The 19,645-nt window shown below is 37.4% G+C and carries 18 protein-coding genes; 10 read left to right on the top strand and 8 right to left on the bottom strand.

The features are described 5' to 3' along the window. The 3 genes from ABDH28_00405 to ABDH28_00395 form a co-directional block, all read left to right on the top strand. The coding region (locus ABDH28_00405; GenBank protein MEN2997491.1) for a 30S ribosomal protein S7 at positions 1–140 on the top strand (140 nt) is incomplete at its 5' end. Positions 141–264: 124 nt separating this feature from the next. After that, a complete protein-coding gene (locus tag ABDH28_00400; GenBank protein ID MEN2997490.1) occupies positions 265–1,755 on the top strand; it encodes a leucyl aminopeptidase in 1,491 nt (496 codons plus the stop codon). A gap of 3 nt (positions 1,756–1,758) precedes the next feature. Next, entirely contained in the window at positions 1,759–2,463 is a 705-nt protein-coding gene (locus ABDH28_00395) for a PilZ domain-containing protein (GenBank protein ID MEN2997489.1), read from the top strand. 63 nt (positions 2,464–2,526) lie between these two features. Here ABDH28_00395 and murI read toward each other — a convergent pair whose 3' ends face one another. From murI to ABDH28_00380, 3 genes are all read right to left on the bottom strand, one after another. Then, positions 2,527–3,336 (bottom strand): glutamate racemase, encoded by an 810-nt coding sequence (gene murI / locus ABDH28_00390; GenBank protein ID MEN2997488.1) that lies wholly within the window; start codon positions 3,334–3,336, stop codon positions 2,527–2,529. Positions 3,337–3,369: 33 nt separating this feature from the next. Continuing rightward, on the bottom strand, positions 3,370–5,028 hold the full coding sequence (gene ilvD / locus ABDH28_00385) for a dihydroxy-acid dehydratase (protein MEN2997487.1): 1,659 nt from the start codon (positions 5,026–5,028) through the stop codon (positions 3,370–3,372). A gap of 345 nt (positions 5,029–5,373) precedes the next feature. After that, the gene (locus tag ABDH28_00380) at positions 5,374–6,042 is read right to left on the bottom strand and encodes a peroxiredoxin (protein MEN2997486.1); all 669 of its coding nucleotides are present in this window, start codon (positions 6,040–6,042) and stop codon (positions 5,374–5,376) included. 221 nt (positions 6,043–6,263) lie between these two features. On the opposite strand from ABDH28_00380, the gene ABDH28_00375 reads away from it, so the two are divergent. The 3 genes from ABDH28_00375 (at position 6,264) to ABDH28_00365 (ending at position 9,494) form a co-directional block, all read left to right on the top strand. Next, positions 6,264–7,196: a YicC/YloC family endoribonuclease gene (locus ABDH28_00375; GenBank protein MEN2997485.1), complete on the top strand. Its 933-nt coding sequence runs from the start codon at positions 6,264–6,266 to the stop codon at positions 7,194–7,196. Between the two features lie 3 nt (positions 7,197–7,199). Beyond that, on the top strand, positions 7,200–7,781 hold the full coding sequence (gene gmk, locus ABDH28_00370; protein MEN2997484.1) for a guanylate kinase: 582 nt from the start codon (positions 7,200–7,202) through the stop codon (positions 7,779–7,781). A 276-nt stretch (positions 7,782–8,057) separates the two neighbouring features. Beyond that, a complete protein-coding gene (locus ABDH28_00365; protein MEN2997483.1) occupies positions 8,058–9,494 on the top strand; it encodes a hypothetical protein in 1,437 nt (478 codons plus the stop codon). Here the strand turns inward: ABDH28_00365 and ABDH28_00360 are convergent. From ABDH28_00360 to ABDH28_00340, 5 genes are read right to left on the bottom strand one after another with little or no spacing between them, the layout of a single operon-like run. Continuing rightward, positions 9,481–10,284: a hypothetical protein gene (locus tag ABDH28_00360; protein MEN2997482.1), complete on the bottom strand. Its 804-nt coding sequence runs from the start codon at positions 10,282–10,284 to the stop codon at positions 9,481–9,483. The genes ABDH28_00365 and ABDH28_00360 overlap by 14 nt on opposite strands. A gap of 13 nt (positions 10,285–10,297) precedes the next feature. Continuing rightward, a complete protein-coding gene (locus ABDH28_00355; GenBank protein MEN2997481.1) occupies positions 10,298–11,500 on the bottom strand; it encodes a hypothetical protein in 1,203 nt (400 codons plus the stop codon). 9 nt (positions 11,501–11,509) lie between these two features. Next, positions 11,510–12,307 (bottom strand): hypothetical protein, encoded by a 798-nt coding sequence (locus tag ABDH28_00350; GenBank protein MEN2997480.1) that lies wholly within the window; start codon positions 12,305–12,307, stop codon positions 11,510–11,512. Positions 12,308–12,360: 53 nt separating this feature from the next. Then, on the bottom strand, positions 12,361–13,458 hold the full coding sequence (gene hflX, locus ABDH28_00345; GenBank protein ID MEN2997479.1) for a GTPase HflX: 1,098 nt from the start codon (positions 13,456–13,458) through the stop codon (positions 12,361–12,363). A gap of 15 nt (positions 13,459–13,473) precedes the next feature. Beyond that, entirely contained in the window at positions 13,474–14,127 is a 654-nt protein-coding gene (locus ABDH28_00340) for a hypothetical protein (protein ID MEN2997478.1), read from the bottom strand. Positions 14,128–14,482: 355 nt separating this feature from the next. On the opposite strand from ABDH28_00340, the gene ABDH28_00335 reads away from it, so the two are divergent. The 4 genes from ABDH28_00335 to ABDH28_00320 all read left to right on the top strand — a co-directional run. Further along, positions 14,483–15,508, top strand: a complete 1,026-nt coding sequence (locus ABDH28_00335; protein ID MEN2997477.1) for a rod shape-determining protein — start codon at positions 14,483–14,485, stop codon at positions 15,506–15,508. A gap of 8 nt (positions 15,509–15,516) precedes the next feature. Further along, positions 15,517–16,353: a rod shape-determining protein MreC gene (gene mreC / locus ABDH28_00330; GenBank protein MEN2997476.1), complete on the top strand. Its 837-nt coding sequence runs from the start codon at positions 15,517–15,519 to the stop codon at positions 16,351–16,353. Positions 16,354–16,408: 55 nt separating this feature from the next. Then, on the top strand, positions 16,409–19,006 hold the full coding sequence (locus ABDH28_00325) for a hypothetical protein (protein MEN2997475.1): 2,598 nt from the start codon (positions 16,409–16,411) through the stop codon (positions 19,004–19,006). 212 nt (positions 19,007–19,218) lie between these two features. Continuing rightward, the coding region (locus ABDH28_00320; GenBank protein ID MEN2997474.1) for a hypothetical protein at positions 19,219–19,645 on the top strand (427 nt) is incomplete at its 3' end.

Here is a 19,645-nt window from a genome sequence, read left to right as displayed (position 1 = left end):
AGCAGGGAAGGCCGATGTTTCAGAAGTTAGCGGATGAGATAGTGAATGCGTATAATGAGACGGGGAATGCGATAAAGAAGAAGTTGGAGATGCACAAGATGGCTGAGGCTAATAAGGCCTTCGCACACTATAGATGGTAGCCTAGTTCCAAAGTGACTGAGTTAGAGTTGCTTAATTTTTTGTGCGTTAACTGAAGATTTATTGAAGGAAATGGTAACAGCTTTTGTTAAAACTTAGGCATAAGATTGAGGAGGTAAGTATAAAATGAAAATTTCGGTTAAGCAAGTTTCTGAGGTTAGGGGAGAGTTTTTTGATGCTGTGGTTGTCTTCTCTTTTGAAGGTAAGAAGGTTAGGAGGGTTTTTGATAATTCTCTGACTAAGATTGTAAGTGAGATTGTGGAGAGGGAGAAGTTTTCCTCAAAATTTGGTGAGCTTTTGGTGGTTTATAAGTATAAACTGCCCAGAAGCCTTAGGTTTAACAAGATTGTTATCTTGGGAGCTGGTAAAGAGGAAAAGTTTGATTCTGAGGCTTTGAGGAAGTTGGGAAGTGTAATATCAAAGAATGCTGAGAAGTATAATTATTCTTCGGTAGTGGTTACTGATGGATGGGCTTTGAAAAAGCTGGATTATTCTCTGGCTTTTAGGGCCTTAGTTGAGGGATTGATTTTAGGAACGTACAAATTTGACAGGTTTATGTCCAAAAAGGAGGAGGATGGTAAGAAAGTTGAACTTAGAGAAGCTGTAATTCTTAGGCGAGGTGGTAGTGTAGGGTTTGAAGAAGTTGTAGATAAAGTAAAAGTAGTAGCTGAGAGTGTTTTTCTAGCGAGGGATCTTCAGAACCTTCCGTCAAATGTTGCTACTCCGTCTTATATTGCAAATATTGCAAAGGAGGAGTGTGAGAAGGTAGGTGTAAGAGTGAAAGTGATAGGTAGGGATGAAGCTGAGAGTATGGGAATGAATCTATTTCTTGCGGTTGCCAGAGGGAGTGAGGAGGAACCGAAGTTTGTTGTTATGGAGTATGAAGGTGGTGGTGATAAGTGGTATGGGATTCTGGGGAAGGGTATAACATTTGATACGGGGGGAATATCTTTAAAGCCTTCTGAGAAGATGGAGGAGATGAAGTTTGATATGAGCGGTGCTGCTTGTATTATTGCGACAATTATTGCTATTGCAAAACTTAAACTGAAGGTGAATGTTGTTGGCATTACTCCTCTTACTGAGAATATGCCTGGTGGCAGAGCTACGAAGCCGGGAGATATTGTTAGGGGCATGGGGGGAATATATGTTGAGATAGTCAACACTGATGCTGAGGGTAGGCTTATACTGGCGGATGCACTAGAGTATGTGAAAAGGTATAAGCCGGAGTTTGTAATTGATGTTGCTACACTTACTGGAGCGTGTATGGTTGCTCTAGGGTATGAGGCTGCAGGACTTATGGGGAACGATGATCAATTGAAGAGAATTATAAAAAGCTCCTCTGAGAGAACTTTCGAAAGAGTTTGGGAGTTACCACTTTGGGATGAGTATGAAGAGTATATAAAGAGTAACTTTGCGGATGTTAAAAATGTAGGGAATAGGTATGGGGGTGCTATAACTGCAGCAATGTTTCTTAAAAAGTTCGTTGACTACAAGTGGGCACACTTGGATATAGCTGGAACTGCTTTCTCGGATAAAGAGAAGTATTATATCTCCAAGGGTGGAACAGGGTTTGGAGTTAGGTTGCTTTTAGATATTTTTGAGAACTTGGAGAAGTGATTGATGAGAGTACTTTTAGTTTCACCTTCTAGAATAGTTAGGGACTGCTTCATATCAGAACTTATTCCGAGAGGAATTGTTTTGTCTTGGTGTGAAAATGTTTCTGACGCTCTTTCCGAGATGAGAGAGAAAAAGACTACATTTGATGTAATGGTTTTGGAGAGTGTGAGTAAATATGATACTATCAATTTTCTCTCAATGTTCGGAGGACTTGAGGTAAGACCAATAATTGTTCTTTACACTGAAATTCATTCCCATGAGGAGCTGTACGATTACTTAAAATTGGGGGTTGGTGGTTTTTTACAAAAGCCTTTGAATCCGAAAAATATCTTTCCAGTTATTACCAGGGCTTACGAGAATTTCAAGGGTGCTCCTCCTGAGAGAAAAGTGGTGAGGGTGCAACTTGAAGAGGGGGAAGGAATTGTTGAATTTACTTCCAAATCGGGAATTAGGGTTATTGGAAATATAATTGATTTAAGTGTTGGAGGTTTGGCTTTTTCTTTTGCTCCAAAGTATGCTAATGCTTTTGAGGAAGGGGAAGAGATACATTATTTGAAACTTATACTTAGAAGTGATGAGACTTCTCTTAGGGGAAGAGTTAAAGCGAAAGACAACGAAAGGAGGGTAGGAGTTGTAATATTTACCGAACTCAATGTTGATGCTGTACAGAAGATATCAAGGTTTATATTCTTCAAAACGTCTGCGTAGTGAAGTTTATATTGCTTTTCTAGGTTATGGAAGGAAGGTCATTGTGTTTTTCTTGGGTTTTTGCTAAAAGTCTGAAATATACACCTCTTCAATGTCTATATTATCGTTTAAAATTACTTGAGCTACCTGTCTTACTCTCTCAGAGAGATCGGTAACAAAGAATTTTTCAGTTCTTTCGTTTCCATCAGACAGCATGTTTTTCTCTTCTAGAACTTTCTTAAGCTTAATTCCTGCACATTCCCCAGGGTCTATTAACTTCACATTTCCCATAAACTCTTTTATTTCGTCTTTTATGAGAGGGTAATGAGTGCATCCTAATACTACACTGTTAACTTTTCCTCTAAACTCTTCAAGGTAGTGGACTATGGCATTTCGTAGTGACTTGTAAAGATATGTGTTTTTGTTTGCAAAGGCTCCTTCTTCAACAAGTGGGACGAAAAGAGGGCACGCCTTTCCGAAAACTTTTATATTAGTATCTATAGCTGAGACTTTCTTGGCAAAAACACCAGAGGCTATGGTTCTAACAGTTCCTATTATGAGGATGCTGGAAGGAGGGTTTTTGGATATACACTCAACTGTAGGTTCAATTACATCAATTATTGGGATTTTGAACATTTCCTTAAGGGTCTCAACTGCAACGGAGGAAGCGGAGTTACAGGCTATGACTATTGCTTTAACTCCATATCTGACTAGAAATTTTGAGTTCTCTATGGAAAACCTTATTATTGCTTCTTTTGATTTATCACCATACGGAAGATGTTTTGTGTCTCCAAGGTATATTATTGATTCGTCAGGAAGTAAGTTCTTTATCTGTTTTAAAACTGTAAGTCCGCCAACTCCTGAGTCAAATATTCCTATAGGTCTTCTGTCCATCTTTTTAGATCTCTAAGTTGCTTTTTTGCAACTTTAGTAGTTTACAACGGCACCTTTGTCGGCTGATGACACTAGTTTTGAGTATCTTGCTAGGTAGCCACTTTTAACTTTTGGTTCAGGTTTTTTCCATTCTTTTCTTCTTTTTTCAAGTTCGTCCTCAGAGACTTTGAGATCCAGTCTTTTTGCTAGCATATCAATGCTTATGATATCACCTTCTTTTACTAGTGCGATTGGTCCTCCTGCCATTGCTTCGGGGGAGACATGTCCTATACAAGGGCCTCTTGTGCCTCCACTGAACCTGCCATCAGTTATGAGTGCTACACTGTCTCCAAGACCCATCCCCATTATAGCTGATGTAGGTGAGAGCATTTCTCTCATGCCAGGTCCTCCGGAAGGCCCTTCGTATCGTATCACAACTACATCTCCAGGGTTTATGCTTTTGGAGAGAATTGCCTTTATTGCATCTTCTTCGGAGTCAAAAACTCTAGCTGGTCCTTCATGCTTGTACATCTTAGGTGAGACTGCTCCTATCTTTACAACAGCTCCGTTAGGAGCCAGTGTACCCCTGAGTATCCTAAGTCCTGCTTCCTTGTGCACTGGATTATCAATGGGTCTTATAACTTCGTGGTTTATGTACTTAACAGAGGATGTTATTTCACCTATAGTTTTCCCACTCACGGTTTTTGCGTTCTTTCTTATCTTGCTTTCAAGAACTTTCATAACTGCTGGTATTCCTCCGGCTTTATGTAGGTCGTACATGTAATGCTTTCCACCAGGTCTAAGAGAAGCGATGTGGGGGATTTCTTCGCTTAATCTGTCAAAGTCGTCTAGGGTAATGAAATCAGGTTCTACCTCATGAGCGATAGCTAGAAGATGGAGTACTGTATTTGTTGAGCCCCCTAGGGCTAAGTCAATTATTATTGCATTTTCAAACGATTCTTTTGTTAAGATATCCTTAGGCTTTATGTCTTTATTCACGAGTTCTACTATCTTTTCACCAATCATTTTGGCCAATCTAACTCTCTCTGCGTCAACTGCTGGGATGGTAGCACCATAAGGTAATGTAAGTCCTAAAGCTTCGGTTATGCAAGCCATACTGTTTGCAGTAAACATCCCTGCACAGCTTCCTGCTCCAGGGCAAGCGTAGTTTTCAAGCTTATAAACCTCCTCTTCACTTATCTTACCAACTTCATACTTTCCAACTGCTTCAAATACATCTATTAGATCATATCTATTTCCTTCAATTTCTCCTGGTAGCATCGGCCCACCTGTTAATACAATAAATGGTATATTCAGTCTCACTGCACCCATCAACATTCCAGGAACAATTTTGTCACAAGCTGTTATTAAAACAAGTCCGTCAAAAGCATGTGCTTTAGCCATAGATTCTACACAGTCCGCTATAAGTTCTCTTGAAGGTAGTGAATATTTCATTCCTTCATGCCCCATTGCTATGCCATCATCAATTGCTATTACATTGAATTCAAATGCAGTGCCACCACCAGCGTATACTCCTTTTTTTACAGCCTCAGCAAGATTCCTCATATGAATATGTCCGGGAACTATTTCAGTAAACGAGTTAACTATTCCTATAAAGGGCTTTTTTATCTCTTCATCTGTGTAGCCACAGGCTTTAATAAGACTCCTGTTGGGAGCTCTTAGAATACCTCTTTTTACCCTATCGCTTATCATACAAGACCTCCAAGTTCTCAAAAGTTGGAAGAATATTATTGAATACTAAAAGTGTTTTTCAATTTATCTTAAAGTAGTTCATTAAACTTCAATTCCTGTTAAGCAAGTAGACAAAGTTACAAACTTTTTTGTTACTTACTTCCTTTGCAAGAAGTCTCAGCTTCCATTTGAAAAAATATTTACAGTCCCGTCAGGGACTGCGAGAGAGATAAAGAACACTATGTCTAACCATTGAATTTTGGACTTTACTGTATGAATATGAAAAATGGTTTATGACTAGAGTGCATGTGTTCGTAGTAAATAAGGTAGTTTGAAGAAAAAAGTATTTTCGTATTTCAAGTTCTACTAGAGTTTTCTATAGCAGAACCACCAATCGTAAGCTTCAAGTTCTCCCTTTTTGGCTTTCTCTATTCTTTCCTTAGCGGTTTTCTTGTCTCTTGCGGGAGGAATGATGACCTTGTCACCTATCAACTCATTGTTTGGCCAGTTAGCGGGAGTAGCGATTCCGTTCTTATCGGATGTCTGTAAAGCTTTTATAGCTCTTATTATCTCGTCAATGTTTCTACCTATCTCTTGAGGATAGTAGAGTATTAGTCTAACCTTACCCTTAGGGTCCACAACAAATACTGCCCTTACGGTATTGGTCCCTTTTCCTGGGTGTATAAGTCCTAGCTTTTCAGCAACTGTTCCAGTATCAGCAATTATAGGAAACTCAATTTCAATGCCAAGTTTCTCTTTGATCCATTCTTCCCACTTGATGTGGGAGAATACTTGATCAACACTTAGCCCAATAAGTTCGCAGTTAAGCTCTCTAAACTGATTATACCTCTTTTGAAAGGCAAAAAACTCAGTTGTGCAGACAGGAGTGAAGTCTGCTGGATGACTAAACAATACAAACCACTTCCCTTCGTAAGCTTTAGGTAATACTATCTCACCCTGAGTTGTTGTTACCTTGATCTCGGGGAAATCTTCTCCTAAAAGCGGTATAGACCTTTTTTCACCAAAATGCTCCATACATACCCTCCTGAGTATATTACATAAAGTTACTTACATTTTGGTAAGATGTCAAGAGATGTAAAGTTACACAATGATTTGGAATTTCTATACGGATAGTATATTCTGGCTTTCCACTGTTTGTTCCTATATTCTAGGTAATATTCGTCGGTTGTAAATTATTGATAACTGCAAGAGAAAAGACAACACCCAGCTGTAAATTTTAGCCTCTATTGAGGCTTATGGCTAGTAGTAGAAAGTTAGTGTGTAGGATTACTATAATCTTTTATGCTCCGATACTATATAGCATGAAAGGAATGACGGGGTTCTCTTACATACATAAGGTTACTAAGTATGGTAAGGTGAATGTTTCTCTAAAAACGTTAAACTCACGGTTTCTTGAGATTAAGCTGGTTATTCATCCTTTTCTTCAGGAGCTTGAGCTTTCTATAAGGAAGATGCTGAAGGATAGTTTTAAGAGAGGAAAGGTGGAATTATTTATTGACTTTTTTCCGAAAGGCACTGAGTTTAAGGTGGAGGTTGATGAAGAGCTTGCGAAAGGTTACTTTTTATCTCTTAAAAAGCTGAGCAACTATCTGGGACTACTTCCAGATATAGAGATAGTTGACATAGCTAAGATGCCTAATGTTGTTAACCTAGTTAAGTTGGAGTTACCATCGTCTTTTTTCAGTCAAGTTCGTAGGATTGTCAAAAAAGCTATTGATGAGGTGTTAAGCCAAAGAATTGAGGAAGGGAATGAAACTCGTGAGAATATTGTTGAAATACTTTTCAAGATTAGAAAAAGTCTTGATGCTATTCGTGCTAGGTGGGGTGCTGTTAATTTGTCAATTGAGGAGAAAGTAAGGGAAAGAGTTGAAAGGTTTTTTAAGGATTACAGGGATAGGAATGAGTTGGATGTGGCGGTTGTGGCATTTCTACTTAAGGTGGACATAAATGAGGAGATATTCAGATTTTCTAGGCATTTGGAGGATTTGGAGAAATTGGTGAGCAGTGATAGTGAAATAGGGAAGAAGATAGAGTTTCTAGTGCAAGAGTTGAACAGAGAGATAAATACTATTGCCTCAAAGTCATTTGATTACGAGATATCTTCATCCGTTGTTGAAATAAAGTCCGCTTTGGAGAAGATAAGGGAACATGCACAGAATATAGAGTAATTTATGAGTGAAGTGCAGAAGAAGGGTAAAATATTTATAGTCTCAGCTCCGTCTGGAACTGGTAAGACTACTATCCTTAGAAAAGTGATAGCTGAGATCCCAAACCTGTATTTCTCGGTTTCTGTTACTACCAGAAGGCCTAGAGAAGGTGAAGTGAATGGAGTGGATTACTATTTTGTCTCAGTAGAGGAAGTTCTGCAGATGTTTAAGAACAAGGAATTTCTTGAGTGGGCTTTGGTTCACGGTAATTTTTACGGAACTCCTGTGTGGGAGGTGGAGGGGAAGGTAAATTCAGGTAAAAATGTAGTAGTTGATGTTGATGTTAAAGGTTTTATGAAAATTAAGAAGAGATATCCGGACTCCATCTCAATATTTATCATTCCTCCGTCAGTTGAAGAATTGAAAAATAGGCTGTTGAAGAGAGAAGGAAAGGATACATTTGATGAAGAGTTAAAAAAAAGGTTTGAAAAAGCAACTTATGAAATGTCATTTAGAGATTTGTATGATTATATCATCGTAAACGATGATCTTGAAAAAGCCTGCGCGGAGCTTAGAGAGATAATATTGAAGAATATTGAAAAGTAATAATTTGTTTATTCATTCTTAGACTGTATGAGCTTTGTTTCTTTTTTTCTTGAGCATACTTTGGAAGTAAGTTTAGTTTTCGTGTGTATTTCCCTATCTTTGGTTGTCCTTGTGTTTTTGGTTCTTCTTGTGACCAAGCTTTTCAGGTTTATACACCTTAGGTATGGATTAGTTGTATTGTTATTGATGAATGTAGTGTTATTTCTTTTTTCTGGGTTGACCTTCTTAGATCTTTTTAACCTAAATTTTTTAGGGGTTTACCCAGTGGAGTTTTTTTTGGCATTTTGTCTTGCTGGAGTGACTCTATATGAAGTTTCTAATAATAGTTTAGTGAGTTCTACGAATAGACTTTTAGCTGTTGTATCGCTAGCTTTGTTCTCTGTTACTCTATTTTGGAAAGATTATTTACTTTTGTTGGCTTTGGGGTTGGCATTAAGTGCTTTTCTGCTTTACATCATACTTACGAGCATTATGGTGAGAGTGACTCTAGAGTCTGTGGTCAACATTTTATCTTTTTTAGCAAGTGCTGTAATATTAGGAGCTTATATTTTTGGGTATAGTGGCAAGATTTTGGTGCTTATTGAAATATTGTTATTATCTACTTATGTTTTGGTAATGGTGTTTCTGAATTTCAGACGCACTTATCTATTGTTGGTTTACTCTAAAGAAGAGGTTCAGGACAAACTTTCACAGATAAGTTCTATTCTGAGAAGTGTTTCTTTGTTGTTAAATAAAGTAGAGCTGTATGAGAGTTCTCACAGAGATCTTGTCCTTTCCCTAGATGGTGATGTTAGAAAGGTTTACAACTACTTTAGGTATGTCGGAAATATCATTTCTAGTTTGCAAAATAGGCTGAGTGAAGTAAGGTTTGAGTTTGAGAGGTATATTCAAGATTTATCCACTTTAGTGAAGAAATTGGACTTGCTCATTGGTAGAGTTGTGGAGAGTAAGGTGATATTGAGTAGTTTTGATGAAACTTTAGGTCGTGCATTGCTTAAAATTAGAGAAAGAATAGAACTTTTTAGGTCGTTTTCGGAAAAAGTGGGAGTGTCTTTAACAAGTTTAAAGGAGGTGAAACAAAATTTCCAGAAAGTTATTGCACTTTTAGGGGGTTTTTCTGACGATTTACTTCTGGTAAGAGGAGGTATTGCTCTTATTGAACAGCTTGGTGTTGAAGGTGAGATATCTTCCAGAGGTTATAATCTTACTTCACTTTCAGGAGCTTTTAGGGCAATTAAGGGAAGATCCTCAAGGGAGATAGAGGAAATTAATAAGGTTAGGAGTAGCATTAGTGAAACTGTATTCAAAAATATTTCTATTCTTGATAAGCTTTCGGGATTGGAAAAGGAATTGTACAGCTTTCTGTCGTTGTCTGATAGTATTGTTAATATTTCTATGAATATTTTAATGGAGCTTGAGAAAACTAAAGTTAGCTTATCTTTAGAGGATAAGGTTCTTGGGTTAAGTGAGAGTAAGGCTAGAATGTCAGAAGTATTTAGTAAAGCAGAATCGGTAAAGGGTGACTTTTTGGGATATTTCTCATCTCTTGATAAGGTTCTGGACGTACTTGGTAGTGTTGGTGTGCAGATAGTTGATCTTGTTAGTGCGGTTGGTTCAATAACCAATGCTACTGAACTTATGCTTAAGCGTCTTGGTAGTGTTAGACTGACTTTGGGGGAAATTAGAGAGGATATAGACTCTACTTTGGTATGAGTGTAAGTGATACACTGGCTACTGTGCTGTAAGTTGTAGTGTTGAATCTTATTCTTCTCATCGTTTTTTGAATTATTTCATCTATAAGCGGTTCTCCGGAGGTTTTTGTAATCTCTACTCTTGAGACGAATCCTGATGGTTCTATGTAGAAAGTTAGGATAATTTCAGTTTCTTTTTTAAGGATATTTGGTGGTATTTCTGGGGAATGCCATTCTATTACTTTTCTAGGTCCCCCCTTTATCCATTTTATGCTACCACTTATGTTTTCATCCGTAATATCTTTTCTTGAGGGTGATGTATGGGTTGAAGGAATATTGAATGTATCTTTAACAGCATCTGATGGACCTTCAGTTTCAGCTTTAGAGCTTTTTATTCCAATAGGTTCACTTTTCTTGGATGTTCCTACCTCTGGTTCTAGTTTCCTTTCAGAAGGGATAAGTTCTTTTGTTGGTGAAGCTGGTAGGGGTTCTTCAGATGTTTCTAATTTGGAAGGTTGTTGTATTTTCGGTGCTACTATCTCAAATACAATGTTTTCTACTTCTTCTCTTGTGAGTTGTTTTCTCGGTAGTTTGGTAGTGGTAGGTGGTGTTACTTGCTGTGCTAAGGTTGTGTCTTCCTTACTGCGAGTTACGAGATTGATTTTAACCTCTCTTACTTTTATCTCTAGCTCGGACTTAGAGAGGCTTATGAAAAGTAGTAATGTTATAACAAGGTGGAGTACTGTGGAAGCAAATAGAAACACCACCCACCTTGGAGAATATTTGCTAGAGGACGTTGTTGCTTTTATCATCCCAATAATATTATTACCATCCTATTGAGGCAGAAATCAAGTATCTTACATCAGGATCTTGTCCTGCATACACTCCTAGTTCTTCAGTGTAAACACTACCTGAAAGTTTTATTATTCCTAGGAATTTTAAGGCTACTCCTAATGTAGGATATCCTCCATTTAGTCCTACTCCTAAGTTGAGTGAGAATAGATCAATAAAGTTTAATACTTCACTTGAGAGACCTATGTGTATTCTTTTGAAGAAATCCTTGTCTCTTCTTTGGAAGAAGAGGTCGTGAAAGTCTAGAGATATGTAGTTTTGTCTAAAAGTTATTTCTGAGCCTATGTAGTCATACAGATCAATGAAGTAAGCTACTCCTAGGTTAAATGTGGTTGGAATCAGGGTAAATTCGTTTCCTCCAACCGTAATTTTGAATCCACCTATATCTTTGACTGAGAGAGCAATGTTGATTCTTTGCTTATTACCTTCTTTATTGTCAAGAGGAAGTTTATAGAGAATTCCAATATCTGGAATAAACTTTGTGGTTTGTAAGTTGGACAAAATGTCTTTTCCAGAAACATTCACTTGTCTGAGTACTATTTCGTCAAGGGTAGTGTTTTCAACTATTCCACTGCCTATAGCCATCTTGAGATTGATTCCTATGCTGAGTAGCCTGAGGTGTTTATCAACTTCTGTATCACCTGTGGAAATGTTTTTGAAGGAATAGCTTGCACCTATGTATCCTCCACCAGTTATGTTTCCTAATAGGTCAATGAAGCCAGCGGAGGAGAGAGGATTGTGAATTTCAAAGAAAAAGTTTACTAATGAGTTGATTCCTAGCCTAAGAATTAGGTCTCCACCAATTGGTATATTGAATGAGAGTAACCCTAGTCCTATTCCAAAGTTAATAGGTTTTCCTACAAGGTCAACTGCGTAACTGATAATTAAGTTCTGGTCTCCTGAGAGTAGTGAAGGTAGATCATTGATGATTCCTAGAGTGATGTGGTTTAAGCTTACTGAAGCAAGTAGTAGTTCAAAGGAGAATTTTTGGGAAAAGGAAGCGGGGTTAGCCATAAAGGATTCTGTTCCTAAAATTTCAATAGCGGTTGTAGCTTTACCAATGCCAATTGAATACGGACTTTGGAATGAGTAGAAATGCTCGTAGTTGTTTAGGGGAAATGCGATAACATTTAGTGCTATGATTGCTATGACGCACAAGAAGATTTTTTTCACCATATACTACCTCTAGATATTTGTTGCAATATTGCTTATGAGACTTAGTATGAAGTTAGAAACTTCGTTGTTATCAACTATGTTGTTTCCGTCACCATCTAGGGAAGATATTATGTTTGATATTTCGGAGAGGTTGATGTTGGTGTTTCCAACTTGCATTGAGAAGTATAGAATTCCTATCAAGGCACTTGTAGCTCCTCCTGCTATTACTCCTCCGATAGTGTAGCTGTTTCCTTCTTTGTCACTACCAACAACTCTGAATAGGTTTGTGATATTACTTGGTGGATTTATCAGCCAGTCTCCTAAGGCTTCAAATTCTTGATCGTTAATTCCATCTTCGGTATTTATGGCATTAGTGTTTGCAATATCGGCCAAAAGTAGAAGCCCTAGCATGCACTGTGCACTTCCACCAACCAGTAAAGTGAAGGTTTTTGATGGACTTTGACTATAGTCTTCTCTTTTCAATCTTCCTAATCCCCAGGATAGGTCAATTAGGTAATCTTTGTCTTTTTTGTCCAACCACGAAATCAGCAGAGACTCAGGAGATACGTTTGTTTGGCTAAGAATGTTGGTAATCAGTTTTAAGTCAAAACCCATTATTCCAAGTGCTGCAACGACATGGTCTTGAGGGGGATATTTCTCAGCATTACTTAGAACTTCAGCGTATCTTCCTTGGTCTATTAGGTTCCCCGACTGGTACTGGTTAGCTTCGGGGTAGTCTTTAGCGGAAAATGGTGAAAAGAGGTTTATACCACATGAAGCCACCAGTAGCACTGTAAATGCAATTACAATAAATGTAGGGTATTTCATATTCTTCCTCCTATGGTAATATTATAAAGTGAGAAAAGTATTTTTCAAGAAGTTTATAGATTCCTATAGAACTCCTCTGCGAGGTGTTTTAACTTTGATTTTAGTTCCTCAATGTTTATTCTTTCTTTAGCTGAGATAATTACTGAATTCGGGTAAGCGTTAGAAAACTTCTCAATTACTCTGATATCACTGACCAGGTCAACTTTGTTGAAAACATACACCATTTCTGGTAACTTAAGACTATCTTGAGCAAAAATTTCTCTTATGACTTCGTTGACCACCCTTATCTTTTCGTCTGCAAATTTTGATGAAATGTCTACAACGTGTAGAAGAAGTGATGATCTTTTTACAACCTCCAAGGTTGAGTAAAACGATTCTATGAGTTGATGTGGTAGATCCTCTATGAATCCTACAGTGTCTGTTAGAGTCATAGTAATGCCTTCTATAAACATTTTCTTGGTTTTCGTATCAAGTGTTGAGAAAAGTTTATCTTCTTCGGGAACGTTGGCTTTTGTAAGGACATTCATAAGTGTTGATTTACCACTGTTGGTGTAACCCACTATTGAGACATTGAAGACTTTCTCCCTGCCTTTAAATTGAGTGAGCCTGTTTTTCTTTATCTCTTCTATTTTGCTTTTAAGGGTTCTTATTTTTTCTTTTATGTGCCTTTTCATAGTCTCAGTTTTTCTCTCTCCGGGTCCTCTTAGTCCTATTCCTCCTCTTATTTGTTCCATTTCTTTTCCTATTCCATAGATTCGGGGAAGTTGTATTTGTAGTGTAGCAAGTTCAACTTGAAGTTTAGCTTCCATGCTAACTGCGTGCTCTTTGAATATCATAAGGATGATATCTACTCTTGTAAGAATCTTTTTCCCAAATTCTCTTTCCAGGTTCCTTATGTGTATAGGTGAGAGGTTGTTGTAAAAGACCAGGCATTCGGCATCACATGTTTGGGGAAGTAGTTTGATTTCTCTTACTTTGCCTTCTGTTAAGTAAAACCCCGGATCAATACTTCTTAAGTTCACGATTAAAGTGTCTAATATTTTCCATCCTAGGGTTGTAACTAAGCTTTTAATCTCTTGAATTTTGTCGTTTAGGTACTCTTTATCGGTTTTTTTGATGTTTTTTTCTGCAACTATTATCAGGCACTTCATGAATTTTTATTTTTATTATTTTCCGTTTGTAGCCAACTGGAGTTTTTCAAAGTAGATTTTAGCTAGTTGTTGGATCTTATGAAATTCTCCATTTTTTACGAATTCTTTCCTTACAACCTCGCTTCCGACGCCTATTACATCAGCTCCTGCTAGGAGGTATTCTCCTATTGAGTCTGCATCCATTCCACCGCTTGCGAGCACTTTTACAAATGGTAGAGGTCCTTTTTTAAGCGATTGGATAAACCTCGGACCAAGCACAGATGCTGGGAAAATTTTTACGAAATCTACGCCTTTTCTATGGTTTTGTATTATCTCCGTGGGTGTGAAACCCCCCATAAATACAACTATGTCTTTAGGGATAACTTCAAGTATTTCAAAGTTTTGAGTGGGGTTTACCACGAAATCAGGTAGTCCTTCTATTGCTTTTAAAGCTAGTTCCTTATCAAGCACAGTGCCAGCGCCAACAAGTATCTCTGAGCCTTCAGTCATTCGTTTCGCTTTTTTTATGGCTAGTTGGTAATCAGGAATAGTAGAAGTAAACTCTATAACTCTAGCTCCGCTATCAGCAAGGATATCAAAACATTTCAGGGCAGAATCTATACTCTCAGTTCTTATTATGAAAAGTAGTTTTTCTCTAACTATTATTTCAAGTCTGCGTTTTTTATCCATAGCTTCAGCCTAACAGAATGATAAAAGAGCTAATTAACTCTTTTCATTTATCGGATGTTTACTGAAAACTATGAGGATACGTCTGAGGGTTTTGTGTTGCGTTGAAGGTTTCTAGAAAATCTCTTGATATTTTATGCCCATTCCTTTGCTATGATTAGTTATTCTCCGTAGGGAAAGGATTCTAGAATTTTGTTTCTAAACCAGATCCTGACAAGATTTTAGATAATTACTTGAGAATGTTCAAGAAACTGCTGGAAGGGTTTATAGATTATGTGGGAAGAGGAGTGAGATTTGTAAGAGTGGAGTGGTTAGCTTTATAATGTTTCCTGCTGAGAATATAGAGGAGATAAGTTGTATGGGGTTTTTCAGTGGTATTATTGACGCTTTTACGAACGAGGTGGGGATAGATCTTGGCACTGCAAATACTCTGATATATGTAAAGGGTAGAGGTATAGTTGTTTTTGAGCCGTCGGTAGTCTCAATAGAGACTAGGACTGGTAAAGTGATAGCAGTTGGGCATGAAGCAAAGAAAATGCTGGAGAGAACTCCTGGGGATATAATGGCTATAAGGCCTATGAAGGATGGTGTGATTGCTGATTTTGAAGCTGTTGGCAAGATGTTGAAATACTTTTTACTTAAGGCGCAGGATAGAAAGGTTATAAAACCTACAGTAGTGATAGGAGTTCCTTCGGGTGTTACTGAAGTTGAGAGAAGAGCGGTTAGGGAGGCAGCAGAGTTAGCTGGTGCAGCAAAGATATATCTAGTAGAGCAATCACTTGTTGCAGCAATAGGAGCAGAGTTACCTATAAGTGAACCTTGTGGTCATATGATCATAGATATCGGTGGGGGAACTACAGAGATAGCCGTGATCTCATTGGGAGGGATAGTTGTATCAAAGTCAATAAAGGTTGGTGGAGATAAATTTGATGAAGCCATAGTCCAATACCTAAAGAGAAATCATAACCTGCTCATAGGTGAAACAACAGCAGAAGAGATAAAGAAAACCATAGGAAGTGCATCTCCGCTACAAGAAGTGCTAACAATGGAGGTTAAGGGTAGAGATACGATAACTGGTTTGCCGAAAACTTTAAAAATTGATAGCACTGAGATAAGAGAGGCTCTTCAAGCACCACTGCAGGAGATACTAGATGCAGTAAAGCAGGTTCTGGATGAAACTCCTGCAGCGTTATCTGCAGATTTAGTTGATAGAGGAATTGTGCTTACCGGCGGAGGAGCTTTGCTAAAGGGAATGGATAAATTCTTTCAGCACCATATGAAAATACCAGTTATAGTTGCTGCTAACCCAATGGCTTGCGTTGCTATAGGCACGGGTAAATATTTGGATTTCTTAAGACAGCATAAAATAGGACAAATTGTATAAGCTATAATATGGATGTAAAAACTAAGCAAGTATCTCCGTTTTTGGTATATGCTGTAGTTATAGCAATATGTGTAGTTATGCTCGTGTTTAGCGCTATAAACTACTATATAAATCTTTCAGTAAAGTTCATAGGAAATCTACTGCTCTATCCTATGACGCTGGTCTCAAAAGTTTCCACAGAGTTATTTGGTTCTATCTCCTCAAGTTGGGAAAATCTGACAAAAGGTATGGATAAAATAAAAGCTTTAGAGGAGGAAAATGAAAGTCTTAGAGAGAAGGTAGCTCTGATTGAGTATTACGAAACCGAAAATAAAAGACTACAGATACTGCTTAATGTAGTTCAATCTATCTCTTACAAGGTTGAAGTGGCTAATATTATATCCGCTGGTTTTGATTCAGCAGAGGAAACGGTAATAATTGATAAAGGCACAGCCCACGGTATAACTAAAAATATGCCAGTTATAGCATACTTTATGGGAAATATAGCTCTGATAGGAGTCGTTAGGGAAGCTTATTTGACAACGAGCATAGTTGAGACTGTTGTTTCACCAAACTTAAATGTGGGAGTGATGCTAGAGTCTTCTCAGGAGACTGGAATTTTGTGTGGTAATGGTAAATTTAATAATACCGCTACAGTGAAATATATATCAGAAACTGTTGATGTAAAGGTAGGAACAGAGAAGGTTTATACGTTTTCAAGAAGTCTAAATTTCCCGCCTGGGTTATTGGTAGGAACAGTAGTCCTTTCCAAAAAGCGGGAGAGAAGTAAGTTTCAGGAGTTGATAGTCAAGCCTGCGATAGATATAAAAAACATTTCCTCTGTGATGGTAATAAAACATAGATAGATGTTGGTAACCTTCAATTTGGACTTCTCCAAGCCCCGATTATTATATTTAGTATATGTGGTTGATAAGACTATCTTTTGTGAGTCTCTTGCTTCTTTCTTTTACTTTCAAACTTTTCTGTCAAATTGATGAGTATTTTATCTCAGGTGTAGGTGATTTTGTGAAGTCTTCTACTCCTTTCCTTAAGGGGTTTGTGTTTTCAACTCCTAAAAAACTGTATTACATTGACAGTGAAAGCAAAAAGCTGGTAGAGATAAAGAGTATTGAGAACAAGTTAGGTGCTGGCTTAATTACTTCTCTAGCTTCCATTTCTGGTAGCATTTTTGTAGGAACAAGCAAGGGAGTTTTTGTGCTAAACGAAAGTTTTTCTGTTGTCTACGAGATAAACGACAAATCAGGTCTTGCCGATCTGAATATTACCTCTCTATATGCCGACGATAAGTTTCTGTATATAGGAACTAGATTTAAAGGAGTATACACTTTTGACCACATAAAAAAAGTGCTTTATACAACACCTGTGACTGTGGTCAACGGAATAGTTGATAACTTCATAAGAGATCTCAAGTTTCTTTCCTTTGACAAGGTTATTGCTTCTTACGATGGTTTTTCGGAGTTTGATTATCTATCCTACCTGTATCTTGGGCGTTCTTCTCAGGAGTATCCAGTTCTTTCTGGAACGATAGGATGTATTATTCCGTTTGGTGATAACATAATATTAGGAACTTCTTTGGGACTGTTTTTATTTGACAGGGTAGGTGAGCAATTGCGGAGGTTAGGATTTAATTCTGCGGTTTTCTCTGCAGATTTTATTGGAAAGACACTGGTTTTGGCAACTTATGATGGGGTAGTGTTTTTTGATCTTGAGAGTAGAAAATATACTACTCCAGATAATCCTCTTCTTAGGGAACCTGTTGCAAGCACTGTGTCTATATCTAAAGATAAAATTTTCATTGGATTTGATAACAAAAAGGGTACTTTCGCTTTGTTTGAGTATCGTCTTCCTTACCTCAAAATACAGAAAATTGGCTATCCTTCAAAAGACAAAGTTAGTATGCTACTTTCTGGAAGTAAGTTTGACTTGATAAGTAGAATTGACATTTCGCTACTTTCACTTAACCTAGGAAGGATGTTTTACCCTAAATTGGAGATGAAAGCTTCTAAAAGTGGTATAGAACTGAGTTTTAGCGTAACAAACTTAGTGGATGATATATATGTGTGTAATGTTGACTATTTTTACAGAAACACTAAGGAAACCATAAAGGATCTTTTGGTTGTTAACACAAAGGCTCCAACAATTCTGTTTTCACCAATTCCGATTTTCTACAATCAGAGAAAGATGGAGATAGTTGGTAGGTTAGTGTCTTCAGATTTGGAGAGTGTGGAAGTTACTTTGAATACAAGAAGAGTTGATGTGTTTTTTGACAAAACTGGAAATAGGATTGTAAGCTCTCTGACTTTACTTGAAGGTACTAATAGTATTGTGTTTGTCTACGGGAATAGTTTCAATAACTTCGGAACTAATGTATTTACAGTAATTGTTGATACAACACCACCTGAGATAGTTTCACCTGATGGTGGTAGAATAGTTGAGAGGGAAGGTAAATTCTTGCTTAAGGTTATAGATCCTTATATTGAGAGGTTGGAGTTTTCGGAAAAAGTTTTGGATCTTAGAGATTTAGTGACTAAGGATGGAAGGGAGTATTCTTTTTCCATTGCTGATAAGAGTGTGAAGAAAATTAAAATTGTAGCGTATGATAAAGCCGGTAATTCTAGCACGAGAGAGTTTGAGGTGGTTTTTGTGGGACTTAGTGGAGATATAGTGATGCCAAGTTTACCGCAGACTACTAAGCTATCCAATATTCAGGTAAGCTTTGAATTTAGGGGCTCCTTCAAAAGAGCAGTTTTATATCTTCAGGGAATACCTATAAGTTCTATTGTAAACCCTTCTGGTGTAGTATCTACAAATATTTCCTTACATCATGGAAAAAATATTTTCAGAGTAGAGGGCTTTATGGAAAATGGACAGGTTATTAGCAAGTCAGTGGTAGTTGAGTATGTTCCAGAGATTGTAGAGATGGTGAAAGCAGTGGATACAGTGACACCGAAAGTAGGTATTGGTCAAGAAATAGAAAGATTGAAAAAAGAAAATGAGGAGCTTAAGAAAAAAGTGGAACAACTTGAGGAGATGATAAGAAAACTGTCAGAAGGTAAACCTGTTGAAAAAATAGTGATTAGGGAAACGAAACCATTAGATGCTATTCCATCATTGATAAAGATTCAATATGTACCAAATATTGACAATTTTTCAAAGATATCCAAAAGGCTTTATGGTTCTGAGAGTTTCTCGGTATACTTCTATTACCTATTTAGAAGTACAAGTATCTCCGAGTTAGTTTCTGAAAGGGGATATATAATAGTTCCAAACAAAAAGTTAATGGATACTTTGATAAGCACTGGAGATATTACTACATTTGAATCGCTATCAGCATTAGTTGAATGGTGGATATCTAGAGAGCTGGGAAGGAATGAAAGTCTGATGTCTATTGCAAAAAGGTTAAATCTAAAAGTTCACCAAGGTAGACTTATCTCTGAAAAGGGTATTCCAATAACCTTTACATCAGGTAGAGATCATCTTGTTGTACACTTGAGGTAAGATGTGTTGGAAATAGGGTTTGATTTTTGAAGACTGATAAATTCCAATGGGTATGGTTTTTATTTCTCTCGTAGTCACTATCGGGATTGAGTGAAATTGTTCTCTCAATGGAGTCTGGAAACTCAATGTGAAATGACCGTAGGGATTGGAATTTATTGTTGGAAGACTATAGTAGTTCACGATTTGATTGTAAAAACCTTCATAATATTTATATGAGAGTAAGAGTAAGTGTATTGTTTATTCTCTTTCCTTTTTTACTAGTATTTGGATGTGGGGGTAGAGTAGAACTTATGGAGGATGTTGGACATATTTTTGGTAGATGGTTACACGAGAGAGTAGAATACTCAAACTCCGGAGTGTATCTTCCGCCAGACAATACTTCAATTTATTTGTTCAAAGACGAATTTCTATATTTTACGAATAGCCTTTCAAACTACCAAGGGGAAATACACTACATAACTTCAGGTATGACCAACATTGTAGCTACCGTCTGGGCATTAGACTTGAAGAATAATAAGTTATATGTTAAGGTTGGTATTACTAACTTCACTTATACCATCAATATGGTTGCGGTGGATTCAACGAATGTCAACTATCTATGGTTAATGGAAGGGGTTTATGAGGTGTCTAATTCCATAA

The organism is Brevinematia bacterium, assembly GCA_039630355.1.
Classification (GTDB): Bacteria; Spirochaetota; Brevinematia; order DTOW01; family DTOW01; genus SKYB106.
The sequence above is the reverse complement of the archived record's forward strand: the minus strand, read 5'-3'. Positions and strand labels throughout refer to the sequence as shown.

Bases quoted from the DNA above. Each gene is read 5' to 3' on its own strand.
- ABDH28_00400 (MEN2997490.1), top strand. From the start codon at position 265: ATGAAAATTTCGGTTAAGCAAGTTTCTGAGGTTAGGGGAGAGTTTTTT.
- ABDH28_00395 (MEN2997489.1), top strand. From the start codon at position 1,759: ATGAGAGTACTTTTAGTTTCACCTTCTAGAATAGTTAGGGACTGCTTC.
- murI (MEN2997488.1), bottom strand. From the start codon at position 3,336: ATGGACAGAAGACCTATAGGAATATTTGACTCAGGAGTTGGCGGACTT.
- ilvD (MEN2997487.1), bottom strand. From the start codon at position 5,028: ATGATAAGCGATAGGGTAAAAAGAGGTATTCTAAGAGCTCCCAACAGG.
- ABDH28_00380 (MEN2997486.1), bottom strand. From the start codon at position 6,042: ATGGAGCATTTTGGTGAAAAAAGGTCTATACCGCTTTTAGGAGAAGAT.
- ABDH28_00375 (MEN2997485.1), top strand. From the start codon at position 6,264: ATGGCTAGTAGTAGAAAGTTAGTGTGTAGGATTACTATAATCTTTTAT.
- gmk (MEN2997484.1), top strand. From the start codon at position 7,200: ATGAGTGAAGTGCAGAAGAAGGGTAAAATATTTATAGTCTCAGCTCCG.
- ABDH28_00360 (MEN2997482.1), bottom strand. From the start codon at position 10,284: ATGATAAAAGCAACAACGTCCTCTAGCAAATATTCTCCAAGGTGGGTG.
- ABDH28_00355 (MEN2997481.1), bottom strand. From the start codon at position 11,500: ATGGTGAAAAAAATCTTCTTGTGCGTCATAGCAATCATAGCACTAAAT.
- ABDH28_00350 (MEN2997480.1), bottom strand. From the start codon at position 12,307: ATGAAATACCCTACATTTATTGTAATTGCATTTACAGTGCTACTGGTG.
- hflX (MEN2997479.1), bottom strand. From the start codon at position 13,458: ATGAAGTGCCTGATAATAGTTGCAGAAAAAAACATCAAAAAAACCGAT.
- ABDH28_00340 (MEN2997478.1), bottom strand. From the start codon at position 14,127: ATGGATAAAAAACGCAGACTTGAAATAATAGTTAGAGAAAAACTACTT.
- ABDH28_00335 (MEN2997477.1), top strand. From the start codon at position 14,483: ATGGGGTTTTTCAGTGGTATTATTGACGCTTTTACGAACGAGGTGGGG.
- mreC (MEN2997476.1), top strand. From the start codon at position 15,517: ATGGATGTAAAAACTAAGCAAGTATCTCCGTTTTTGGTATATGCTGTA.
- ABDH28_00325 (MEN2997475.1), top strand. From the start codon at position 16,409: ATGTGGTTGATAAGACTATCTTTTGTGAGTCTCTTGCTTCTTTCTTTT.